Raw genomic sequence first — 19,443 nt, 5'->3', positions numbered from 1 at the left:
GTCAGGACGCCCGGGCGAGCGCATCGCTGGCCGCAACGCCCGGTCAGCACGCCACTGCCGGCGAAGCTCCTCTGGCGCGTCGCTGGTCTTCTTGCTCCAGTCCGCTGTCGCCATGCTCGAACACCTCCGAACTCAAGGTGTTGCGACGACCGGTTGATTTCGCCGACCGACCCGTGGTCGCTGTGGAAGATCGCGCCCTTGAGGGTGCCGCGGGTTCCGGCAGCAGCCTTCAAGGCGTCCTCGACGAGCTCGGTGCGCATGTGGTCGGCGACGGCCCAGCCGGCGAGGCGACGTGAGTAGCAGTCGATGACGGTCGCCAGGTACAGGTTCGTCCCGTCGGCCAACGGCAGGTAGGTGATGTCCCCGACGTAGCGTTCGTTCGGGGCTTCGGCGGTGAAGTCCCGGTTGAGCAGGTCGGGGTACTTCTGCCCCGATGGCTCGGGGATCGTGGTCCGCACTCGACGCTTCTTCACATAGCCACGGATGCCCTCAAGGCGCATCACCCGGGCGACGCGCTTGTGGTTCACGCGGTCGCCGGCAGGTGCGCCGTCGTTGAGCTCAGCGGTGATCCGTGGCGCACCCTGGGTGCTGTCCTCGGCATGCACCGCTCTGATCCGTTCCGCGAGCTCGGCATCGGCTCGGGTGCGCTCCTCGCGTGCTGGGGCCGCCTTGAGCCAGGCGTAGTAGGACGAGCGCTCGATCTCGACGAGCTCGCACAGTCGCTTCACCTCGAAGGTGGTGGAGTTGTCGGCGACGAACTGGAAGCGACTCACCAGCGCGTCTCCCCGGCGAAATATTTGGCCGCCCGTTGGAGGATCTCGCGCTCGGTGGTGAGCTTGGTTGTCTCGACCTCGAGCTCGTTCACCCGGGCCTGAAGCCGGGCGATCTTCTGTTCCGGTGTCTCCTCGGGCGCCGCCGACGGGCTCCTGGACGAGCTCTTGGACTGCAGTGGGCTGGAGGTCAGCGTCCCGTCAGCGGCGGTCTTCTTGCCGGTCCCGTAGGCCTCGAGCCAGTGCCGCAGCGTGCCGCGCACGATGCCGAGGTCATCGGCGATGCCGCGGACCGTGGCGCCCGGGGTGGACTCGTACAAGTCGACGGCCTGACGACGGAACTCCTCGGAGTAGTTCTTCCTGGCCATGATTCTCGGATCATCTCGCTTCCCCAGCACCAGATGCTGGATTCAGCGTGTCCAAGAACCGGGGTCAGGCCCCGAGCGCGCGTCCACGACGACCCGGTTGGCCGCTTGAACGAGCTGGCCGAACGGTGGCGGTTAGAAGGTCCGAGCAATTCCAGGTTCGTGCCCTGGTTCGACCCCGACGGTGCAGGAACTAAGGCCCAGGTGCTGCTACTGATGGAGGCGCCCGGCCCCAGAACGGTCGCCGCGGGCGACCTCGGCTTCAGCTCGCTCGACAACGACGATCCCACCACCCGACAGGTTCACCGGGCGCTGACCTCCTCCAATCTCGACCAGGCTCGCTGCCCGCGGTGGAACGTCGTCCCCTGGGCCCTGACCGGACCTGAAGGTCGACTCCGCGCCCCCCGGGTCGATGACCTGGAAGACGCCCGGCCGGCCTTGAGCGCGCTGCTCGCCGAACTGGTCGACCTCCGGGTGGTCGTGACCTTCGGCGGCGCGGCACTTGAAGGGTGGATGAGGTACCTCACGCTCGCCGAGCACCCGGTCGTCGTCCCGACCCTGGCCGTTCCCCATCCCTCACCTGCCAACGGACACCGGCGCCAGGAAGCCCTCCAGCGAACCACCGCCGCTCTGGAACGAGCCGCAGATCTCTGCGGGCGAACAGCCCACAGTTGAGTCCACAGGCGTGGTGTACGACGGCTTACGCGTGGCGGGCAAGGGACGGTCACACAGATGAGCATTCCGTGCACAGCGACCTAGTGTGGTGGACATGCTCGGAACCCTGAAGAGAACGGCACTCGCACCGGTCCTTGTCCTGGCCCTGGCGAGTTGCGGAGGATCGCCGGAGACGGCCAGCACCGGTTCCACCGGTGACTCCTCAGGGCAGACCATCTCCGTCGCCGGCGCCCCGGCGTCGAGGTGGGGCCAGGGAGACTACGGAGTTGTCCTCGCTCATGGCGCCGCCTTCAACGCGGCCAGTTGGGAGGAGCAAGCCGTCGCGATCGCCGACCAGGGAGCGAGCGTGATCGCTGTCGAGGACATCGACCCCGATGCGATTCGCGACGCCGTGGAACAGCTACAGGGCGAGGGAGTCGCCGACGTCGCGCTCGTCGGGGCCAGCGCTGGGGCCGACGCCATCCTCGATCTCGCGAGCCAGGACCCATCGCTGGCCGATCAGCTGATCTTGCTATCGCCGAACGCAACGGTCGACGGTCTCGGGGAGGAGCCGAAGCTCTTCGTGGCCAGCGAGGACGAGCCCGTGGCCAACGTCTCGACGGAGCTGGCCGCGTCCTCCCCCGGTGAGGAGAACGAGGTGACGATCCTGCCGGGCACGGCCCACGCGCAGAACATCTTCGCCACAGACCAGGCCGGTCCGGTCCTCGACGCGATGCTCCAACGCCTCAAGCGCTTCGCTGCCCCGTGAGCCCTCACGGAGCCGTCGTGCACGGCGCGACACGGTGAACCGATCCCGAAAGCGGGTCGTACCCAAACCCGTGAGATCGCTGCTCCCCGGCTCGCGGGCACCCGGTAGGTCGGCCGGGGCCGATGAGCGAGTGCTGACCGAGCTCTACCTACGGCACGGGACGGCCCTGATGACCTTCGTGCTGCGCCTGGTCGATGACCGGGGCCGCGCCGAGGACGTCGTGCAGGAGACGATGCTGCGCGGCTGGCGCAACCTCGACAGGATCGATCCGAGTCGCGGTGATCCGCGGGCCTACCTGTTCGCGGTGGCCCGCAACCTGGTCATCGATCTGTGGCGCGCCGACGAGCGCCGCCCACGACTCATCGGCGACGACGACACCGTGGCAGCCCAGTCGGTCGGTGACCGCGCCGACGCGCTGGTCGACGCCTACGTCGTCGAGCAGGCACTGGACCGGCTCTCACCCGAGCACCGGGCCGTGGTCGACGAGCTCTACTACCGCGGCGCCACCGTCACCGAGGCCGCCAGCACCCTCGGGCTGCGCCCGGGCACCGTGAAGTCACGCTCGTACTACGCGATCCGCATCCTGCGGACCGCGTTCGAAGAGATGGGAGTCGAGCGATGAACCAGCACGAGGAGGACCGCGCTCACACCCGGCTGCGCGAGCTGCTGGGCCCCTACGTCCTGGGCGGTCTCGACGCCGACGACCGGGCTCGGCTCGAGGCCCATCTCCCGACCTGCGCCTCGTGCCGCGACGAGCTCGCGACGTACGCCGGGCTGCCGGCGCTGCTGCGGGCCGGGGCGCCGTCATCAGCACACCGCGAAACCTCCGATGCTGCCTTGGGTGACGCGATCGGAGCCCTGCGGACCCGTCGGCATCGTCGCCGGCTGCTCCTCACCGCTGCCGCCGCGGTCGTGCTGGTGGCGGGAGCGGGTGTCGGCACGGCGGTGGTCCTCGAACCCGACGCACCCCTCGCTACGACTCTCGCCCTGAGCGCACCGGCGGGAGTGAGCGCCACCGGTGCGGCCTCCTTGAGCGCCAAGCCGTGGGGCACGTCGGTCGAGCTCGACCTGCGGGGGCTCCCACAAGACGAGCAGTTCGTCGCCTGGCTGGTCTCACCCGAAGGAGAGCGCCAGCAGGTCGCCACTTGGGGATCGACCGGCAACGGCGAAGCGCGCGTGACCGGGGCCTCGGCGTTCGTCACGCGCGATGTCGCCCAGGTGCGGGTCACCGACTCCGACGGTGATCTCGTGATCTCCGCCACTACCCGGTGAACCGATCCGCCGGCGACGGCGTACCCCTGCGTGACATCCGACGAAAAGGGACCCACCAATGAAGAAGATGACCACTGCCCTCACCGCCCTCACCGTGACCGCGGCGCTCGGCGGCACCTACGCCGCCACCGCCGGTGGGGCCTCCGCCGCCCCTGGGCCTGGGCACCGCGACCGCCATGACGCGGCCAAGTCCGTGGACGTCGAGATCCTCGCCCCCGCACGCGGCGACAACGCCGGCATCGCCGGAGCCGGGTGGTTCGTCGACCTCGAGATCGAGTTCAATGACACCTCGCTCGCAGGCACCGGCTTCACCGCCAACCAGTTGACCGGGCCGGCCGCGCACAACAACACCGCTCCCTTCCCCGGTAGCTTCTCGACCGGTGCCGACGACCGGATGCCCGGTTTGGTCGTGCTCACCAGCACCACCAACAGCACCCTCCCCGGCTTCTCCGGGCCCGGAACCAACCTGGCCAACCTGTTCAACCTCACCGGAGTCACCGACCGCTCCAAGAACGACGTCGAGATCTGGGACACCTGGATCGTCGGCGCCCCGATCGCCGGCAAGGACGTCACCACCACGCTGACCGTCGCCGTCATCGACGACCTCAACCACGACGGCATCTACAACGACGCACCCGCCGTCGTCACCGACCAGAACGCCGACGGACGCATCGACCGCCGCGACCTCGAAGCCATCGGCGTCGCCTCCAAGGTCGAGACCGTGGACTTCCGTATCAACGGCGCCCCCGCATGAGAGTGATCCGTCCGGCTCCGTTGGACCGACCCCAGGTCTCGCGACACGTCCTGAAGGCTCTGATCGTCCCTGTCCTCTTCCTTCTAACGGCCTGTGGGTCTTCGTCGGAGGAGCCCTCGTCCTCGCCCGCCCCCGTCTCGTCCGCTACGCCGGACGGCGCGTCGGGTGATGTGCTGCCGGAGGGGGTGGCCTACACCGTGGCGGACTACGCATTCGCGCCGCTCACCGTCGCGCCTGGCCAAGAGGTCGAGGTCGTCGACAGCGACGCCGAAGCGCACACCCTGACCGCGATCGACGGCTCCTTCGACACAGGCAGCTTCGACAACAGCTCGCCGGGCACGTTTACCGCTCCTGACAAGCCCGGGACCTACGACTTCGTCTGTGAGATCCACCCGTCGATGACCGGCACTCTGACCGTTCAGTAATGAAAAGCCACACCAAGGAGATCACCATGCGTAACCTGACCGCGCGGCGCAGCGCCGCTGTCATCTCGAGCCTGTTCCTGGCTTTCGTCCTGGCCGGCTGTGGTAGCGACGACGAGTCGTCCACCGCTGTCCCCGCCGAGGATTCTTCCACCACGACTACCGGCACGGTCGAGGCAGCCGACCAAGACGGTGACGGCAGCACCCTGACCGTGAGCTCCGTCAGCCTCGAGGGTGTCGAGCAGGGTTGGATCGCAGTGCACAGTGACGTCGACGGCAAACCCGGACCGGTCGTCGGCACCGTCCAGGTCGAGCAGGGTGAGAGCAGTGACGTGGTCGTCGAGCTCGACGACACCGTCGCCACCGGCGACTACTGGCCGATGCTGCACGTCGACGACGGCGAGATCGGGGCCTACGAGTTCCCCGATGTCGAAGGCGTCGACCTGCCGGTGCTCGACGGCGAGATGCCCGTGATGCAGAAGCTGACCCTGACCGTCAGCTGACCTGCGTGGTCCCTGAAGATCATCCGGACTCACGAGTGCAGGGACGCCGCCAAGGGTCGTCGCCCCAGCGGCGACGACCCTTGCCTGCAGGGCGAGCTGGTCGTTTAGCCGTGCTTCGCGTCAGCATCACGGGGAGCACCCGCGGAAGTACCCCGAGGAATTTCGGGGCGTGCGATCCCATGGCCGTCGACCGACAACGTGAGCTGGCCAGATGTCCGCGGTCGAGGAGCACTCGCCCTGATGATCATTGACCGGTCGCACAGCACCGGATCTCAGCTCGTCATCGATCTTTCTTGGCATGGTGCTCGTCCTCCTGGACTCAAACAGGAGCGGCATCAAACCTCCGGCGCGTGACCCCATTCCGCAAGCGCCTGCGGACGGGTCTCCTGGGACCTCGGGCGATCAGCTCGCCCAGAGACTGCACCAGTTTCGAAGGTGGTTGGGATGTGGACTCGTCGGCTCACGTCGAGGCTGCGGCGTCGGGGACCCTTGACTCGCCCTGGGTCTGATGGAGGCTCGGGCTATTGGATTTCGACCAGGGGTTGGTCGGTCCTAGCTCGAGCGTAGAACGTCTCCTCGAACTCTGCTGGCGGTACGTCGTCGAGGTAGCCGTGAAGGCGCTCGTGGTTGTGCCAGTAGACCCACGACAGGGTCGCGAGCTCGACGTCCTCAACCGTCTTCCAGGGCCGACCTTCACGAGCTGGGCCGCGGATCAGTTCGGCCTTGTAGTAGCCGTTCACGGTCTCAGCGAGAGCGTTATCGTAGGAATCTCCGACGGCCCCGATCGAAGGAACCGCGCCAATCTCGGCCAGGCGTTCGCCATACCGAATCGACGTAAATTGCTTGGGTTCAACCAGTCGATGCAACACTGGGTTGTTGAAGCGAGCGTAGTTGCTCATCGAACACCTCGGCAGGTGTCTTCCACCCAAGGATCTTGCGGGGCCGGTTGTTGAGCGCGTGAGCGACGGCCTCGAGGTCCTCGGCGGACCAACGCGACAGGTCCGTGCCTTTGGGGAAGTACTGGCGCAGCAGGCCGTTGGTGTTCTCGTTGCTCGGCCGCTGCCACGGCGAGTGGGGGTCGGCGAAGAACACCTTCGTGCCGGTCTCCAACGCGAACTGCGCGTGACCCGAGAGCTCCTTGCCGCGATCCCAGGTCAGGGTCTTGCGCAGCTGCTCGGGCAGCTTGGTGATCGACGCACTCAGCGCCGCGTTCATCGCGACGGCCCCGTAGCCGCCGAGCGATGGACCGTTCTTCACGTAGGGCTTCTCGCCCCAGCCCTCCATGCGTGGCAGGTGGACCAGGATCGTTGAGCGGCTGCTGCGCTCAACGATCGTCCCGATCGCCGACCGGCCAGTGCCGATGATCAGGTCGCCCTCCCAGTGACCCGGGACGGCGCGGTCTTCGGCTTCAGCGGGGCGCTCGCTGAGAACCACATCGGCCGTGACATGCCCACCGGGCTTGTTCTGCGATCGGGCCCTCGGCTGCCGTAGCGCACGTCCGGTGCGCAGACACGTGACCAGCTCGCGCTTGAGCGCACCACGCCCCTCAATGAACAGCGACTGGTAGATCGCCTCGTGGCTGATGCGCATGGACTCATCATCGGGGAAGTCGACCTTCAACCGCTGTGCGATCTGCTCCGGGCTCCAGGCCAGCGACCAACGCCGGTCGGCACGGTGCGGCTTGTTCAGCCCCTTCCAGGGGGCCGGTGTGGGGCCAGTGACGATCGTGCCGTCGGGCCGGCGAACGTTGCCGGCGAGCCGATCTTGGACGTACTCCCGCAGTTTCGGGTTCTCGAGCAGCTTCGCGGTCTTGGGGCGCTTGGCCGCCTGCTGTGCCTTCCACTGCGCCACGGTGGCCCGGTACTCCTGCTTCCCCCCACGAGTCGCAGCGTTGCGGCGCAACTCGCGTGAGACCGTTCCGGGATCACGCCCGATCGCGCGGGCGATCTCGCGAACGCCCTTGTCCTGGGCGTGCAGGATGGCGATCTCCTCACGTTCCTCGAAGCTCAGATAGCGGCCGGTGGGCTCGGCCAGCGAAATGGGCGGCATGCCGCCAGCGTGGCGAAACCAGCGGGTCCCAACCGGCACTGACACACCGACCGCCAGCGCCGCTTCTGCCGACGTGATGCCCGTGGCGATCAGCCGCCAGAACTGCCGTTGCACCGCTCGGGACGGGTCAGGACGCCCGGGCGAGCGCATCGCTGGCCGCAACGCCCGGTCAGCACGCCACTGCCGGCGAAGCTCCTCTGGCGCGTCGCTGGTCTTCTTGCTCCAGTCCGCTGTCGCCATGCTCGAACACCTCCGAACTCAAGGTGTTGCGACGACCGGTTGATTTCGCCTTGCGACCCAGCGTCGCTGTGACACCGCAGCCCGGCCAGCTGGGTGCCGCGTGACCAGCGGGCCATCTCGATCGCGTCGAGGACCATCGTGGTCCTGATGTGCGAGGCGGCCCTCCACCCGACGATGGTGCGGGAGTATACGTCGATGATGAAGCAGACGTAGGCGATCCCGGCCCAGGTCGGCACGAACGTCAGGTCGGTGACCCACAGCTGGTTAGGTGCCGCAGCGGTGAAGTCACGACCCACCAGATCGGGGTGGCGTGGCGCACCGGGGTCTGGCTTGGTGGTGCGGACCCGCTTGGTGCGCCGGGCCCCTTCGATACCGTCGGCGCGCATGAGTCGGGCGACCTGGTCGCGACCGATGTCGTGGCCACCACGGTGGGCGGCCTTCCAGATCTTGCGGGCCCCGTAGACGCGGTAGTTGTCCTCCCAGAGCTGACGCACGACCGGGGCCATGACGGCGTCGCGCTGGACACGGGCGGAGGGTGGCGGTTCTTGTACTCGTAGTAGCTGCTCGGGGCCACCTGCAGCATGCGGCAGATGACCCCGACCCCCAGGCGCCGGCCCGCGACGACATCGTCGCGGTTGGCGTCGATGAACGCGGCTACTACTTGCACCTACCTAGCCTGGCTCCGCACCGCGGGTGGGGTCATGGTGCTCGGCCTGGCCGTGGCCACCTTCGGCGACGCCACCACCATCTACACCATCGCCGCCGGGGCAGTGCTCATCGTGGTCGGCGTTGCCGGACTGTTCTACGGCACCCGACGCTACCGCCGTGTCAACCGCGAGATCGAGCACGGCGAGTACACCACCGGCAGCCGCGGACGCGGCCCCGCCATGGCCTCGACGGTCCTGACCCTCGCCGTGCTCGCATCACTGATTCTGCTGATCATCGGAGAAGCATCGAACGGTCAAGGCCGCTGACCACCTGCACTCGGTGAGCCCCGACCCAGAGCCCAAACGTCGGGGGTGCGCCGACAACGTCATGACATTCGGGTCGCTGACGCTCGAGAATGGCAAGCACCACAACAAGTGATGCCCCGTGAACGACGTATCCTCCAAGCATGCGAGTGACCGTGCTGGGAGGCGGGGGTGGGTACCCCACCCCGGAGCGAGCGTGCAGCGGCTACTTGGTCGAGCACGATGACTTCCACCTGCTGATGGACCCAGGGCACGCGACCATGTCCCGGCTGGTGGAGTACGTCTCGCCCGAGGACGTCGACGCCGTGCTGGTCACTCACGGTCACGCCGACCACTGCGCCGACCTCAACCCGTTGCTGCGCGCGCGGCACCTCGCTGACGACCCACCCGGCCAGCTGCCTATCCACGCACCCTCGGGCGCGCTCGACGCGCTGCTGAGTCTCGACGGCGCGATGCTCGCCGATGACTGGACCCTGACCGTTCTCTTATCGGCGCAAGAGGTGGTGATCGGTCCTTTCACGGTAACCTCGGTCGAGCTCCCGCACTTCGTCTCGAACCTCGGTGTCCGCATTAGCGCCGGCGGTCGCCTGCTCGCCTATACCGGCGACGCGGGTGCGAGTCCCGACACCGTCGACCTGGCTCGCGGTGCCGACGCACTCCTGGCCGAAGCGAGCTTCGTCGACGAGGTACCCACGGAGTCGGCCGAGGGACTGAGCAGCGCCCGCGACCGCGGAAAGGTCGCCGCCGAGGCAGGAGTCGGCCAGCTGGTGTTGTGCCACGTCTGGCCCGGCGAGAGCACTGACCGGCTGCGGCAGGCGGCTCGCCGAGAGTTCTCCGGAGAGATCGCCGTGGCCACCCCCGGGCTAACGATCGAAGTCTGATGCGACGGTTCAGTTTCCGGTTGAGGATGGTCGCTGTGGCTTAATCGACGAGTTGCTCCTGATGATCTACCCGCTCGTGCTTGGCTCCGGTCATCGCCTGTTCGGGCCGGATGACCATGCGCACGGACTGCAGTTGGTAAGTGCCACACCAACAGTGGCCGGAGTGCTCCCGCCACGTACCAGCGCGGAGGTGAAAACGTCTTAACCGTTTGGGCTGTCCCGCGAGCCGAACCCCAAAGAGCGCTGAAACGCAAACGGAAACGGCGAGACGCCGATGTCCCACAGGGGTATCGCTCCGCGAGCGCGGGCGGTTACCTGAACTGGGGTGCCAGTAGCGTTCTGCCTGTGACAGATGGCGTGGTTCGGCGGGCCCGAGGATCCGACGTAGAGGTTCTGGTCGAGTTGCGGGGGCACATGTTCGTCGCCATGGGAGTGACCGACCCTGACCCCACCTGGCGAAAGAACGCACATGAATGGTTCTCCTCCCGGCTTGACGACCCGAACTATCACTTCGCGGTCGTCGAGGTCGGCGGGACGGTTGTCGCCTGTGCCGTCGGGGCTGTTCGTGATGCGGCTCCTTCACCGGCAGTGCCCGATGGACGTGACGCGCTGGTGAATAACGTGAGCACGGCTCCGTCGTTCCGTGGCCGCGGCTATGGCCGTATGGCCTTTGGCTCCGTCATGGTGTGGGCCTGCGAACTCGGCATCCGGCGCGCAGAATTGATGGCGACTGCGGTCGGGCGCGGTATGTACGAACGGGCGGGCTTCCGCGACACGTTGTTCCCCGCCATGCGCGCGAAACTGGTCTGACTGCCGGCCTTAGCTGCCGCTTCGCCCGGAAGGCGCGCGGTTCGCGCGGTTCGTCGCGAGAGGATCGTCGAAGAGCGCCGATGTCGCCGGCAGCGTGTGAGAGAGTTGCACCTCAGAGATGTCCCTTGTGTTCGGTCGAATCGTTGCCTGAAGAACATCGATTCTCCCGCTACACAAGGGCATTCTCGTTCTACGCCACGCTCAACCAACCGACCTCATCGGTGGATTCAGGCTAAGCGAGGCCTCCGCTGAGTCGGGCATCTCCTACAGCTACTTGAGTGACGTCGAACGCGGACGCCGGCTGCCTACCCTGGAGGTTCTCGACGCGCTGGCCGTCACGTTGGGTGGTTCGGTCGCGTCCCTGTTGCGCGGACTGTATCCGTGGGACGTCGCTGACCCACCGGCCACTTCTGAGCCTCCGAGAGATGCCCGCAAACGGCTTGCGGACCCTGAATGATGTCCGAGCTGCGGCGACAGTTCGTTGGGGCGTCAGCCGGCTTGAGTAACGCTGGCGCTCGGTACTCCCCTGCCGGGGAACACGTCAGTCAGACGGCGCGACGCAATGCGCCATGCGACTGGTCCCGATAGCACGGCGATCGACGGTCCCGCCGCACCCCTGCCCCAAGCCAACGGCCGTACTGAGTCCGTTCATTGGGCACATATCGGGGCACGAAAGCGATGACAAAAGGCCTCTGATCTGCGTTTCTGCAGGTCAGAGGCCCTTTGGCTGGCGGTGGCGTGGCGGTCCAACATCTAGGAAGGACGGCGTCGGATCGTTAGGGAAGTTGCGGCCGATTGCTGTCGCGATTGCCGTCAGGTTGCTTTGAGCGATCGACGTCTGTCAGCAGCCAGGTGCTGTAGTCGACGCCTGTCGGGACGTCGGGCAAGTGGCCGACGGATCGCGCGATGCGTGCCAATGGCGCGCCTACGCAGCGCCAGAGCATATCGAGTACTGCTTTCAACCGCGGTTGAGGCGCTCATCGGGAATGACCGCAACGCCCAGGATCTCGATGAGGGCATCGGACTGCCACAGTCCGGTGGTGCCGATGCCGGCCATGGCCGGGTAGACGGGCCCTGCTAGCTCGCGCCAGGCCTGCCCGATTTCCTTACTGTGCGCCTGGTAGTCGGGGATGTCGGTGAGGTAGATGGTGATCGAGACCAGGTCCTCCGGGATGCCCCCCGCGGCGCTGAGGGTTGCGAGGACGTTGCCGAACGCCTGCCGAAATTGTTCGACGATGCCGCCCGGAACGATCGCCATGTTTGCGTCGAGCGCGGTCTGTCCGCCCAGGTAGAGGGTGTTCCCGCTCAGGGTGCCGTGGGAGTAGCCGCGCGGTTCAGGCAGCGAGGTGGGGTTGATTGCGGTGGGCGTCAGGTCCGTCATGTTGGCCACGGTAAGCGCTCCATTGACGTTCTGCAACGTTCGTGCAATTTTTGAAACATGCGACTGGCGACTGTGACCACACCCGGCGGCAGCACCGCGGCTGCATGGCGCGACGGTTGGCGCCGGCTCCCGGCTAGCGACCTCAGCGCCTACCTACGCGTCCACACGACCGCAGACGCTCACGCACTTGCCGGCGACGACGTCTCAGACGCTGTGCCCACACTTCTGCTGCCCTCGCCCGGCAAAGTCATCTGCTGCGGCCTCAACTACGGCGACCACATCGCGGAGACCGGCCGTGAAAGGCCGACCTACCCGACCCTGTTCGCTAAGTTCGCAGACACCCTGATCGGACCCGACGACACGATCGACCTACCGGCCGACGTCGAGACCGACTGGGAAGCGGAACTCGCCGTCGTCGTCGGCGCCGAACTACGCAACGCCACGCAGACCGAAGCGCAAGCAGGCATTGCTGGCTACACCATCGCCAACGACATCTCGATCCGCGACTGGCAGCGCCGCACCTTGCAATGGTTTCAGGGCAAAGCATGGGACGCCACCACTCCATTGGGGCCGGTCCTCGTGACACCAGACGAAATCGACCCCAAAGACGGCGTCGAAGTCGTATGCCGGGTCAACGGCATCGAGCGCCAGCGAGGCAACACCAGGACTCTCGTCTTCGACTGTCCTGCGCTCCTGTCCTACATCTCCACGTTCACGACGCTCCGACCCGGAGACGTCGTACTCACCGGCACCCCAGGTGGCGTCGGCATGGCCATGGACCCCCCGACCTACCTGACCGGCGGCGACACCGTCGAGACAGAGATTGACGGCATCGGCATGCTCACCAACCACATCCGAACCGGCGCCTGACCCAACCAGACAAGGACATCTCCATGGATCCCGACCCCAGCAACTACGTCCTCGAGGGCGACGCCATGAAGTACGCGAACGAGCACGGCTTGGTAGTCCCCTACGTGACGCGAGCAGGACAAGAACCCGACTTGACCGGGCAGAGCGAGGGCGCCACCCGCATCAGCGGCATCAGCATCCAACACACGCCTGCCACCAAGTTGTGGTTCGGCAAGGTGCACAACCTGGCTGGATACCGTTCCGTACCTCATCACCACGGCGAAGCAGAGACCGGTGGCTACGTGCTTTCTGGGCGGGCCCGGATCTACTTCGGAGAGAAGTTCGCGGACTACATTGACATGTCTGAGGGCGACTGGGTGTTTGTGCCGCCGTTCCTGCCGCACGTCGAGTGCAACATCGACCGCAACAACCCCCTCACGTGGATGACCACCCGCACGCCGGAGAACATCGTCGTCAACCTGTTGCAGGTCGACGACACGGAACTCCCGGACTGGGCGGACCGGCCATGAATACGTCGGAGACGTTCACTGACGCTGTCACATTGAGGCCCGCCGACGCAGAGACCCTAGATGTCGCGTTCCTTGCCACCTCCCAGCCTTGCCCCTGGCCAAAGGCATACGGCGGCGACATGGTGGCACAAGCAGCAGTTGCAGCCATGCGAACCGTGCAAGACGGCAAGACGATGCACTCGATGCACTCGTACTTCATGCGTCCGGTCAACGTTGGCGCCCACATCCGCTACGAGGTCGAACTGCTCCGCGACGGTCGCGGCTACAGCACGCGCCACGTGCGCGCCTTCCAGGACGGGAAGCCCGTCTACGTCTGCATGGCAAGTTTCGCAGCCGGAGAGCTGGGCGGCCGGTTCCAGGCAAGCATGCCGGACGGCATACCTCACCCCGAGTCGTTGCCGACTGCGGAGGACTACCTGGCCCCGAAGACCGGTGGCACCATGACCGACACGTCTAAGGCCTACTGGGCCGGCGGCCGCAGCTTCGACATGCGACACGTACCGGGACCGGTCTACCTCACTGTCGAAGGTGACACGGCGCCCAGCCAGGGCGTCTGGGTTCGGCCCTTCGACGCACTGCGCGAGGTCGACGGGCTTACCAACGAGCAACGCGACATCGCAGCGCTGGCGTACGTCTGCGACTACACCATCCTGGAACCAGCTCTACGAGTCCTCGGGCTGGCTTGGGCAGACGAGGGTCTGGTCACAGCAAGCCTGGACCATGCGATGTGGTTTCACCGGCCAGTCCGCATGACCGATTGGCTGCTGTACGCCCAAGACGCAATCTCGGTCGAAGCTGGACGTGGCACCGCGATCGGTCGTTTCTTCACCACTGACGGAGAACTGGTCGCCACGGCGGTTCAGGAAGGCATGATTCGTGCCACCGGGGCGACGTCGTGACAGGGCCTGGGTCGACGGGGCATCTCGACACGTTCGCGCGCGACCACCTGCCCCCCGCAGAACAATGGCCGACGCTCGAGTTCACTATCCCATCGCTGCAGTACCCGGACCGCCTCAACGCCGGCGTAGCACTGATAGATGTACCGACGGCTGAGTTCGGCCCGGACCGCCCGGCGCTGCGGACCCCCGACGGCGTGACGTGGACCTATGGCGAGCTCAGGGCGCGATCCAATCAGGTTGCGCACGTCCTGGTCGACGATCTCGGCCTCGTCCCGGGCAACAGGGTGCTGCTGCGTTCCCCGAACAACCCGTGGACTGTGGCTGCCTGGCTCGGCGTTTTGAAGGCTGGCGGCGTGGTGGTGACCTCGATGTCGGCGCTGCGTGGGACCGAACTGGCCCCGATTGTTGCGAAGACACAGCCGTCGATTGCACTGGTGGACCACCGGTTCGTCGACGACGTGCGCACCCTGCAGCGAACCACCGCACCCGATCTGAGGGTCGTGACTTTCGGCGCCGACGCTGCCGACGACCTCACACGCCGCGCGGACAGCAAACCCGACCGTTTCGAGGCCGCCAACACAGCCGCCGACGACGTGGCGCTGTTTGGCCCGACCTCTGGGAGCACCGGCGTACCAAAGGTCACCACCCACTTCCACCGCGACATTTTGTCGATCGACAACACCTTCGGTCGGAACACGCTCTGTCTACAACCCGACGACCTCGTCTCGTGCACTGCACCTTTCGCGTTCACCTTCGGCCTCGGGATGCTGATCGTCTTCACGCTGCGGGCAGGGGCTTGCGCGTTCCTGACCGAGGCAGCGAGCCCCGCCCAACTGGCTGACCTCGTCGCGGAGCACGACGTGACGGTGCTCGCGACTGCGCCGACGGCCTACAAGCAGATCCTTCGGTCAGGAAAAGCGCAGCAGCTCGCCAAGTTACGCACCGCGGTCACGGCCGGTGAGTCGATGGCGCATGCTACCTGGCAGGAACTCTATGACGAGGTAGGGCTCAAGGTCATCGACGGCATCGGCGCCACCGAGATGCTGCACATCTTCATCTCCGCCGCAGGCGACGACATCCGGCCCGGAGCAACCGGACGCGCGGTGCCCGGCTACCGCGCCACAATCCTCGACGAGGACGGCAACGAGGTAGGTCACGGCGTCGAAGGACGGTTAGCCGTCATCGGCCCGGTCGGCTGCCGCTACCTCGACGACGACCGCCAAAGCACCTACATCGTCAACGGCTGGAACGTCACGGGCGACACCTTCGTCCAGGACGAGGACGGCTACTTCTGGTACCGGGCGCGCACCGACGACATGATCGTCTCGTCGGGCTACAACATCGGCGGCCCCGAAGTCGAAGCAGTCCTCGACACCCATCCTGACGTGGTTGAGGCGGCCGTAGTCGCCGAACCCGACCCCGAACGCGGCGCCATCGTGTGTGCCTTCGTCGTGCTCCGCGACGGCGTCGAAGGCGACGCCGCCAAAGTCAAAGAACTGCAGGACCACGTCAAGGGGTTGCTCGCCCCGTACAAGTACCCCCGCGATGTGCGCTTCACCACGGCGCTGCCACGCAACACCAACAACAAGCTGCAGCGCTACAAACTGCGCGAAGCCATTGAGGCGGAGGCCCAAGTATGAAGATCGCGATCGTCGGAGGCGGCCCGGGCGGGCTCTACCTCGCGACCTTGATGAAGACCATGGACCCGACCCACCAGATCACCGTCTGGGAGCGCAACGCCCCCGATGAGACTTTCGGGTTCGGAGTCGTTTTCTCAGACGAAACGTTGGGCAGCATCGAAGGTGCTGACCAGGTCATCCACAACCGGATGGAGGAGCGGTTCGCCCGGTGGACCGACATGGACGTCACCTTCAACGGCCACCCATTCACGGTCGGCGGCCAGGGCTTCGCGGCCATGTCCCGCAAAGAACTGCTTGAGATTCTTCAGCACCGTGCCGCCGAACTCGACGTCACCGTGCATTACCGCGCTGAGGCGCCGGACCCGGACGAACTGCGCAGGTCCTACGACCTCGTAGTGGCCGGCGACGGCTTGAACTCGGCGATCCGCACACGGTATGCCGAAGCGTTCCGGCCGAACCTCGACCGCAGACGCAACAAGTACATCTGGTTCGGAACCGACCTCGTTTTCGAAGCGTTCCAGTTCTTCGTTAAGGAGACGGAGTGGGGCGTCATGCAAATCCATGGCTACCCCTACTCCGACCAGGGCTCGACTTTCATCGTCGAGATGCACGAGGACGTGTGGCGGCGAGCCGGGCTCGACCGCACCGAGCATGAGGTATTTCCGCCCGGAGTCTCCGACGAGTACGCCGTTGAACGGGTCCAGGAACTGTTCGCAGAAGAGCTTGCGGGCCACAAGATCACGACCAACAACTCGAAGTGGATCAACTTCACCACCGTTCGCAACGAGAACTGGTACCACGGCAACGTCGTGCTCCTCGGCGACGCCGCCCACACCGCCCACTTCTCGATCGGATCAGGCACGAAGCTGGCGATGGAGGATGCGCTCGCGCTGACGGCCTGCCTGCACGAGCACGACTCAATCGACCGTGCGCTCGCCGAGTACCAACAGGAACGCAAACCGGTCGTCGAGTCGACTCAGCGGGCAGCTCAAGCGTCGCTTGAGTGGTTCGAGAACATCAACATGTACGCGAAGCAAGAGCCAGCCCAGTTCGTTTTCAACCTGCTCACGCGGTCGCGTCGCATCACGTTCGAGAACCTGCGCGAACGAGACGCCGACTTCGCCGCATTGATGGAAGCCGAATTCGCTCAAGCCGAGGGCGCGTCCGAAGTTGCACCGGCCATGTTCCAGCCCACCTCGATCGGAGGGCTCGAACTGAAGAACCGCATCGTCCTCTCACCAATGGACATGTACTGCGCCACCGACGGCGTACCGGACGAGTTCCACCTAGTCCACCTCGGCTCGAAAGCGCTCGGCGGTGCCGGACTCATCATGACCGAGATGACCTGCGTCTCCCCCGAGGGCAGGATCACCCCAGGTTGCCCTGGACTCTGGAACGACGAGCAGCTCGAAGCATGGCACCGGGTGACGTCGTTCGTGCACGGACAGTCGACAGCCAAAATCGGCGTCCAACTCGGCCACTCGGGCCGAAAAGGCTCGACCAAGCTGATGTGGGACGGCATGGACGAGCCACTCGAGGAGGGGAACTGGGCCGTCATCGCCCCATCACCGCTCCCCTACGGCTCCGACTGCCACACTCCTCGCGAAGCCACCCGAGCCGACCTAAGCCAGGTGGTCGCCGACTTCGTAGCCGCGGCCCGCCGGGCAGTCGACGCAGGTTTCGACCTCATCGAAGTTCACGCAGCGCATGGCTACCTACTCAGTTCCTTCCTCTCGCCAGTATCGAACTGCCGCACCGACGAGTACGGCGGTTCGCTACAGAACAGGCTGCGGTTCCCGTGCGAGGTGTTCAGCGCCATCCGAGCCGAAGTTCCGCCGCACATCCCCGTCACGGTCCGCATCTCCGCAACCGACTGGATGCCGGATGGCAACACCGACGAAGATGCAGTCGAGATCGCTCGGGCGTTCGTTAAAGCGGGTGCGGCCGCGATCGACGTCTCGTCGGGCCAAGTGTCGAAGGACGAGAAACCGGCGTTCGGCCGCTCGTACCAAACCCCCTTCGCTGACAAGATCCGGCACCGTGTAGCGGCGCCCGCAGGCGTCAAAGTGATCGCGGTCGGAGCCATCTCGTCCTACGACGACGTGAACTCAGTCCTGCTCGCTGGCCGCGCCGACCTGTGCGCGCTTGGACGGACCCACCTTTACAACCCAAGTTGGACGCTTCACGCCGCCGCTGAGCAGGGTTACCGCGGCCCCGGCGCCGACTGGCCGCGCATGTGGGAGGCCGGCAGGAGGAAGCCACCGACGGCCCGCACAGACAAGATCCCGCCCCGGCTGCAGCTGCTCCGCGAGGGCGACTCCTCGGCCGTCCACGTGCGTTGGACCCCGGGCCGTACCCAAGAGACGACATGACCGCGCGAGCGGCAGGGGCTGCCCGTGCCCGTATCGAATGGATTGACACCGATGCAGCCGGGATCTACCACAACAGCACGGTGGTGCGGTTGGTCGAAGCCGCCGAAGCGGCGCTGATGCGGGAGCGTGGACTGTACGCCTACTTCCCCGTCGCACCCCGCGTGCGATTCGAGGTGGACTTCGAGGCACCGCTCTTCTTCGGTCAAGAAGTTACGACCGTCGTCGAGGTAGCGCACATGGGTCACTCATCGATGACGTTTAAGTTCGAGGTTTGGGGCGAATCCTACGGAGGTAAGCCGCGTCGGCGTGCTGCACACGGTTCATATGTCACCGTCCACATCGGCGCGAACCGCGCCGGAGCGGCTCATTCGGACGGCGCCGGCAGCGAGCCATGGCCCGACGCGTGGGTTGCGGCCCTGAGACCGGCAGAATCCCGAGGGTGAGCAGGAGATCACGGACGGTCGTGGTGAGTTTCCTAGGCGCCGTCGTTCGGCCCCAAGGGAACTGGATGCCAATCGCGGGCGCGGTGGACCTGATGACCCAGGTTGGCGTGGACGCGCCGAGCCTTCGAACGGCCGTCTTCAGACTCAAGGAACGAGGCTGGCTCGAGTCTGAGACCCGCAACGGTGCTCGCGGCTACGTGCTCACCGACCACGCCCTTGCAACCTTGGCGGCGGGAGATGAAGTCATCTGGCACGCCCGTCAGCCCGCCAACCTCGACGAGGGCTGGTGCATCATCAACTTCAGCGTGCCCGAGTCGATTCGACCTAAGCGATACCAACTGCGTTCACACCTCTCCCATCTCGGTTTCGGCAACATCGGCACGGCGATGTGGATTGCACCCGCCCGGATGCGCAGCGCCGCCGTGAAGGCCGTAGCCGAACTCGGTCTCGAAGAGTACGCGGCGATCTTCGTCGGGGGCTATGTCGGCACCCAAGACCTCACCGCCTTGCTATATGAAAGCTGGGATCTGACCGGCATCGATCGCAGTTACCGAGAGTTCATTGACGCTTACGGCAAGGTCATTGCATCGACTGAGCCGCGCGAAGCGTTCGAGACGTACCTCGGGGTTGTCGATCATTGGCGTCGCCTACCGTTCCGTGATCCCGGGTTGCCTCGAGAGGTCCTCGACCCCGACTGGAGCGCACCAGCGGCAGCCGCGCTATTCGAGCGTTTAGCCAGAGCACTGGAGCGACCCGCGATGAAGCATGCTGCGACATATTGGCCGCAGAACGACACAGCGCTCGGCGGTTGAATCACCGCGAGCGCCGCTCCGGGCATGTGAACGGTGCGCTTCCGGTCTCGGGAACCC

Annotated in this window: 19 protein-coding genes and 3 pseudogenes; 17 read left to right on the top strand and 5 right to left on the bottom strand. The window is 66.0% G+C overall.

Features of this window, described 5'->3' with window-relative positions; genetic code table 11:
- Positions 1-164: 164 nt before the first annotated feature.
- A pseudogene (locus tag CFI00_RS00970) lies at positions 165-1,138 on the bottom strand (IS3 family transposase); the annotation flags it as partial.
- A gap of 105 nt (positions 1,139-1,243) precedes the next feature.
- Between CFI00_RS00970 and CFI00_RS00965 the strand changes: the two are divergent.
- The 7 genes from CFI00_RS00965 to CFI00_RS00935 all read left to right on the top strand — a co-directional run bounded on the left by CFI00_RS00965 (position 1,244) and on the right by CFI00_RS00935 (position 5,509).
- The gene (locus CFI00_RS00965; RefSeq protein WP_207083461.1) at positions 1,244-1,810 is read left to right on the top strand and encodes a uracil-DNA glycosylase; all 567 of its coding nucleotides are present in this window, start codon (positions 1,244-1,246) and stop codon (positions 1,808-1,810) included.
- An 85-nt stretch (positions 1,811-1,895) separates the two neighbouring features.
- Positions 1,896-2,558: an alpha/beta hydrolase gene (locus CFI00_RS00960; protein WP_207083460.1), complete on the top strand. Its 663-nt coding sequence runs from the start codon at positions 1,896-1,898 to the stop codon at positions 2,556-2,558.
- A 130-nt stretch (positions 2,559-2,688) separates the two neighbouring features.
- Entirely contained in the window at positions 2,689-3,180 is a 492-nt protein-coding gene (locus tag CFI00_RS00955) for a sigma-70 family RNA polymerase sigma factor (RefSeq protein WP_056604303.1), read from the top strand.
- Positions 3,177-3,830: a zf-HC2 domain-containing protein gene (locus CFI00_RS00950; RefSeq protein ID WP_129478271.1), complete on the top strand. Its 654-nt coding sequence runs from the start codon at positions 3,177-3,179 to the stop codon at positions 3,828-3,830. Before CFI00_RS00955 ends, CFI00_RS00950 begins: the two co-directional genes overlap by 4 nt.
- A gap of 58 nt (positions 3,831-3,888) precedes the next feature.
- Entirely contained in the window at positions 3,889-4,584 is a 696-nt protein-coding gene (locus CFI00_RS00945; RefSeq protein ID WP_129478269.1) for a hypothetical protein, read from the top strand.
- Between the two features lie 185 nt (positions 4,585-4,769).
- The gene (locus CFI00_RS00940; protein ID WP_211253534.1) at positions 4,770-5,009 is read left to right on the top strand and encodes a cupredoxin domain-containing protein; all 240 of its coding nucleotides are present in this window, start codon (positions 4,770-4,772) and stop codon (positions 5,007-5,009) included.
- A gap of 26 nt (positions 5,010-5,035) precedes the next feature.
- Positions 5,036-5,509: a hypothetical protein gene (locus CFI00_RS00935; protein ID WP_129478267.1), complete on the top strand. Its 474-nt coding sequence runs from the start codon at positions 5,036-5,038 to the stop codon at positions 5,507-5,509.
- 521 nt (positions 5,510-6,030) lie between these two features.
- Here CFI00_RS00935 and CFI00_RS00930 read toward each other — a convergent pair.
- The 3 genes and pseudogenes from CFI00_RS00930 to CFI00_RS00920 all read right to left on the bottom strand — a co-directional run.
- A pseudogene (locus CFI00_RS00930) lies at positions 6,031-6,351 on the bottom strand (integrase core domain-containing protein); the annotation flags it as partial.
- A gap of 7 nt (positions 6,352-6,358) precedes the next feature.
- Positions 6,359-7,558: an IS30 family transposase gene (locus tag CFI00_RS00925; protein WP_207082267.1), complete on the bottom strand. Its 1,200-nt coding sequence runs from the start codon at positions 7,556-7,558 to the stop codon at positions 6,359-6,361.
- Positions 7,559-7,803: 245 nt separating this feature from the next.
- A pseudogene (locus CFI00_RS00920) lies at positions 7,804-8,456 on the bottom strand (IS3 family transposase); the annotation flags it as partial.
- On the opposite strand from CFI00_RS00920, the gene CFI00_RS00915 reads away from it, so the two are divergent.
- The 3 genes from CFI00_RS00915 (at position 8,380) to CFI00_RS00900 (ending at position 10,460) form a co-directional block, all read left to right on the top strand.
- Entirely contained in the window at positions 8,380-8,772 is a 393-nt protein-coding gene (locus tag CFI00_RS00915; protein WP_129478265.1) for a DUF202 domain-containing protein, read from the top strand. The pseudogene CFI00_RS00920 and the gene CFI00_RS00915 overlap by 77 nt on opposite strands.
- Positions 8,773-8,912: 140 nt before the next feature.
- Complete coding sequence (locus CFI00_RS00910; RefSeq protein WP_129478263.1) at positions 8,913-9,650, top strand: MBL fold metallo-hydrolase; 738 nt, start codon at positions 8,913-8,915, stop codon at positions 9,648-9,650.
- A gap of 414 nt (positions 9,651-10,064) precedes the next feature.
- Positions 10,065-10,460, top strand: coding sequence for a GNAT family N-acetyltransferase (locus CFI00_RS00900; protein WP_207083459.1), 396 nt, complete (start codon positions 10,065-10,067; stop codon positions 10,458-10,460).
- Between the two features lie 958 nt (positions 10,461-11,418).
- Here the strand turns inward: CFI00_RS00900 and CFI00_RS00890 are convergent.
- Entirely contained in the window at positions 11,419-11,841 is a 423-nt protein-coding gene (locus CFI00_RS00890) for a RidA family protein (protein ID WP_207083458.1), read from the bottom strand.
- A gap of 72 nt (positions 11,842-11,913) precedes the next feature.
- On the opposite strand from CFI00_RS00890, the gene CFI00_RS00885 reads away from it, so the two are divergent.
- The 7 genes from CFI00_RS00885 to CFI00_RS00855 are packed head-to-tail and all read left to right on the top strand — an operon-like array spanning position 11,914 to position 19,386.
- Positions 11,914-12,711 (top strand): fumarylacetoacetate hydrolase family protein, encoded by a 798-nt coding sequence (locus tag CFI00_RS00885; protein WP_242532619.1) that lies wholly within the window; start codon positions 11,914-11,916, stop codon positions 12,709-12,711.
- A gap of 23 nt (positions 12,712-12,734) precedes the next feature.
- Positions 12,735-13,220, top strand: a complete 486-nt coding sequence (locus CFI00_RS00880; RefSeq protein ID WP_207083456.1) for a cupin domain-containing protein — start codon at positions 12,735-12,737, stop codon at positions 13,218-13,220.
- The gene (locus CFI00_RS00875) at positions 13,217-14,119 is read left to right on the top strand and encodes an acyl-CoA thioesterase domain-containing protein (RefSeq protein ID WP_207083455.1); all 903 of its coding nucleotides are present in this window, start codon (positions 13,217-13,219) and stop codon (positions 14,117-14,119) included. The genes CFI00_RS00880 and CFI00_RS00875 overlap by 4 nt, the downstream gene beginning before the upstream one ends.
- Positions 14,116-15,759 carry an AMP-binding protein gene (locus tag CFI00_RS00870; protein WP_207083454.1) on the top strand — a complete coding sequence of 548 codons (1,644 nt, stop codon included), beginning with the start codon at positions 14,116-14,118 and terminating at the stop codon, positions 15,757-15,759. The genes CFI00_RS00875 and CFI00_RS00870 overlap by 4 nt, the downstream gene beginning before the upstream one ends.
- The gene (locus CFI00_RS00865; RefSeq protein WP_207083453.1) at positions 15,756-18,131 is read left to right on the top strand and encodes a bifunctional salicylyl-CoA 5-hydroxylase/oxidoreductase; all 2,376 of its coding nucleotides are present in this window, start codon (positions 15,756-15,758) and stop codon (positions 18,129-18,131) included. Before CFI00_RS00870 ends, CFI00_RS00865 begins: the two co-directional genes overlap by 4 nt.
- Positions 18,128-18,574, top strand: coding sequence for an acyl-CoA thioesterase (locus CFI00_RS00860; protein WP_207083452.1), 447 nt, complete (start codon positions 18,128-18,130; stop codon positions 18,572-18,574). Before CFI00_RS00865 ends, CFI00_RS00860 begins: the two co-directional genes overlap by 4 nt.
- On the top strand, positions 18,535-19,386 hold the full coding sequence (locus CFI00_RS00855; protein ID WP_347401908.1) for a PaaX family transcriptional regulator C-terminal domain-containing protein: 852 nt from the start codon (positions 18,535-18,537) through the stop codon (positions 19,384-19,386). The genes CFI00_RS00860 and CFI00_RS00855 overlap by 40 nt, the downstream gene beginning before the upstream one ends.
- Positions 19,387-19,443 lie beyond the last annotated feature (57 nt).

This window comes from Nocardioides sp. S5 (genome assembly GCF_017310035.1).
In the GTDB taxonomy this organism is placed as follows: Bacteria; Actinomycetota; Actinomycetes; order Propionibacteriales; family Nocardioidaceae; genus Nocardioides.
This window is presented reverse-complemented; position numbering and strand designations above follow the sequence as displayed.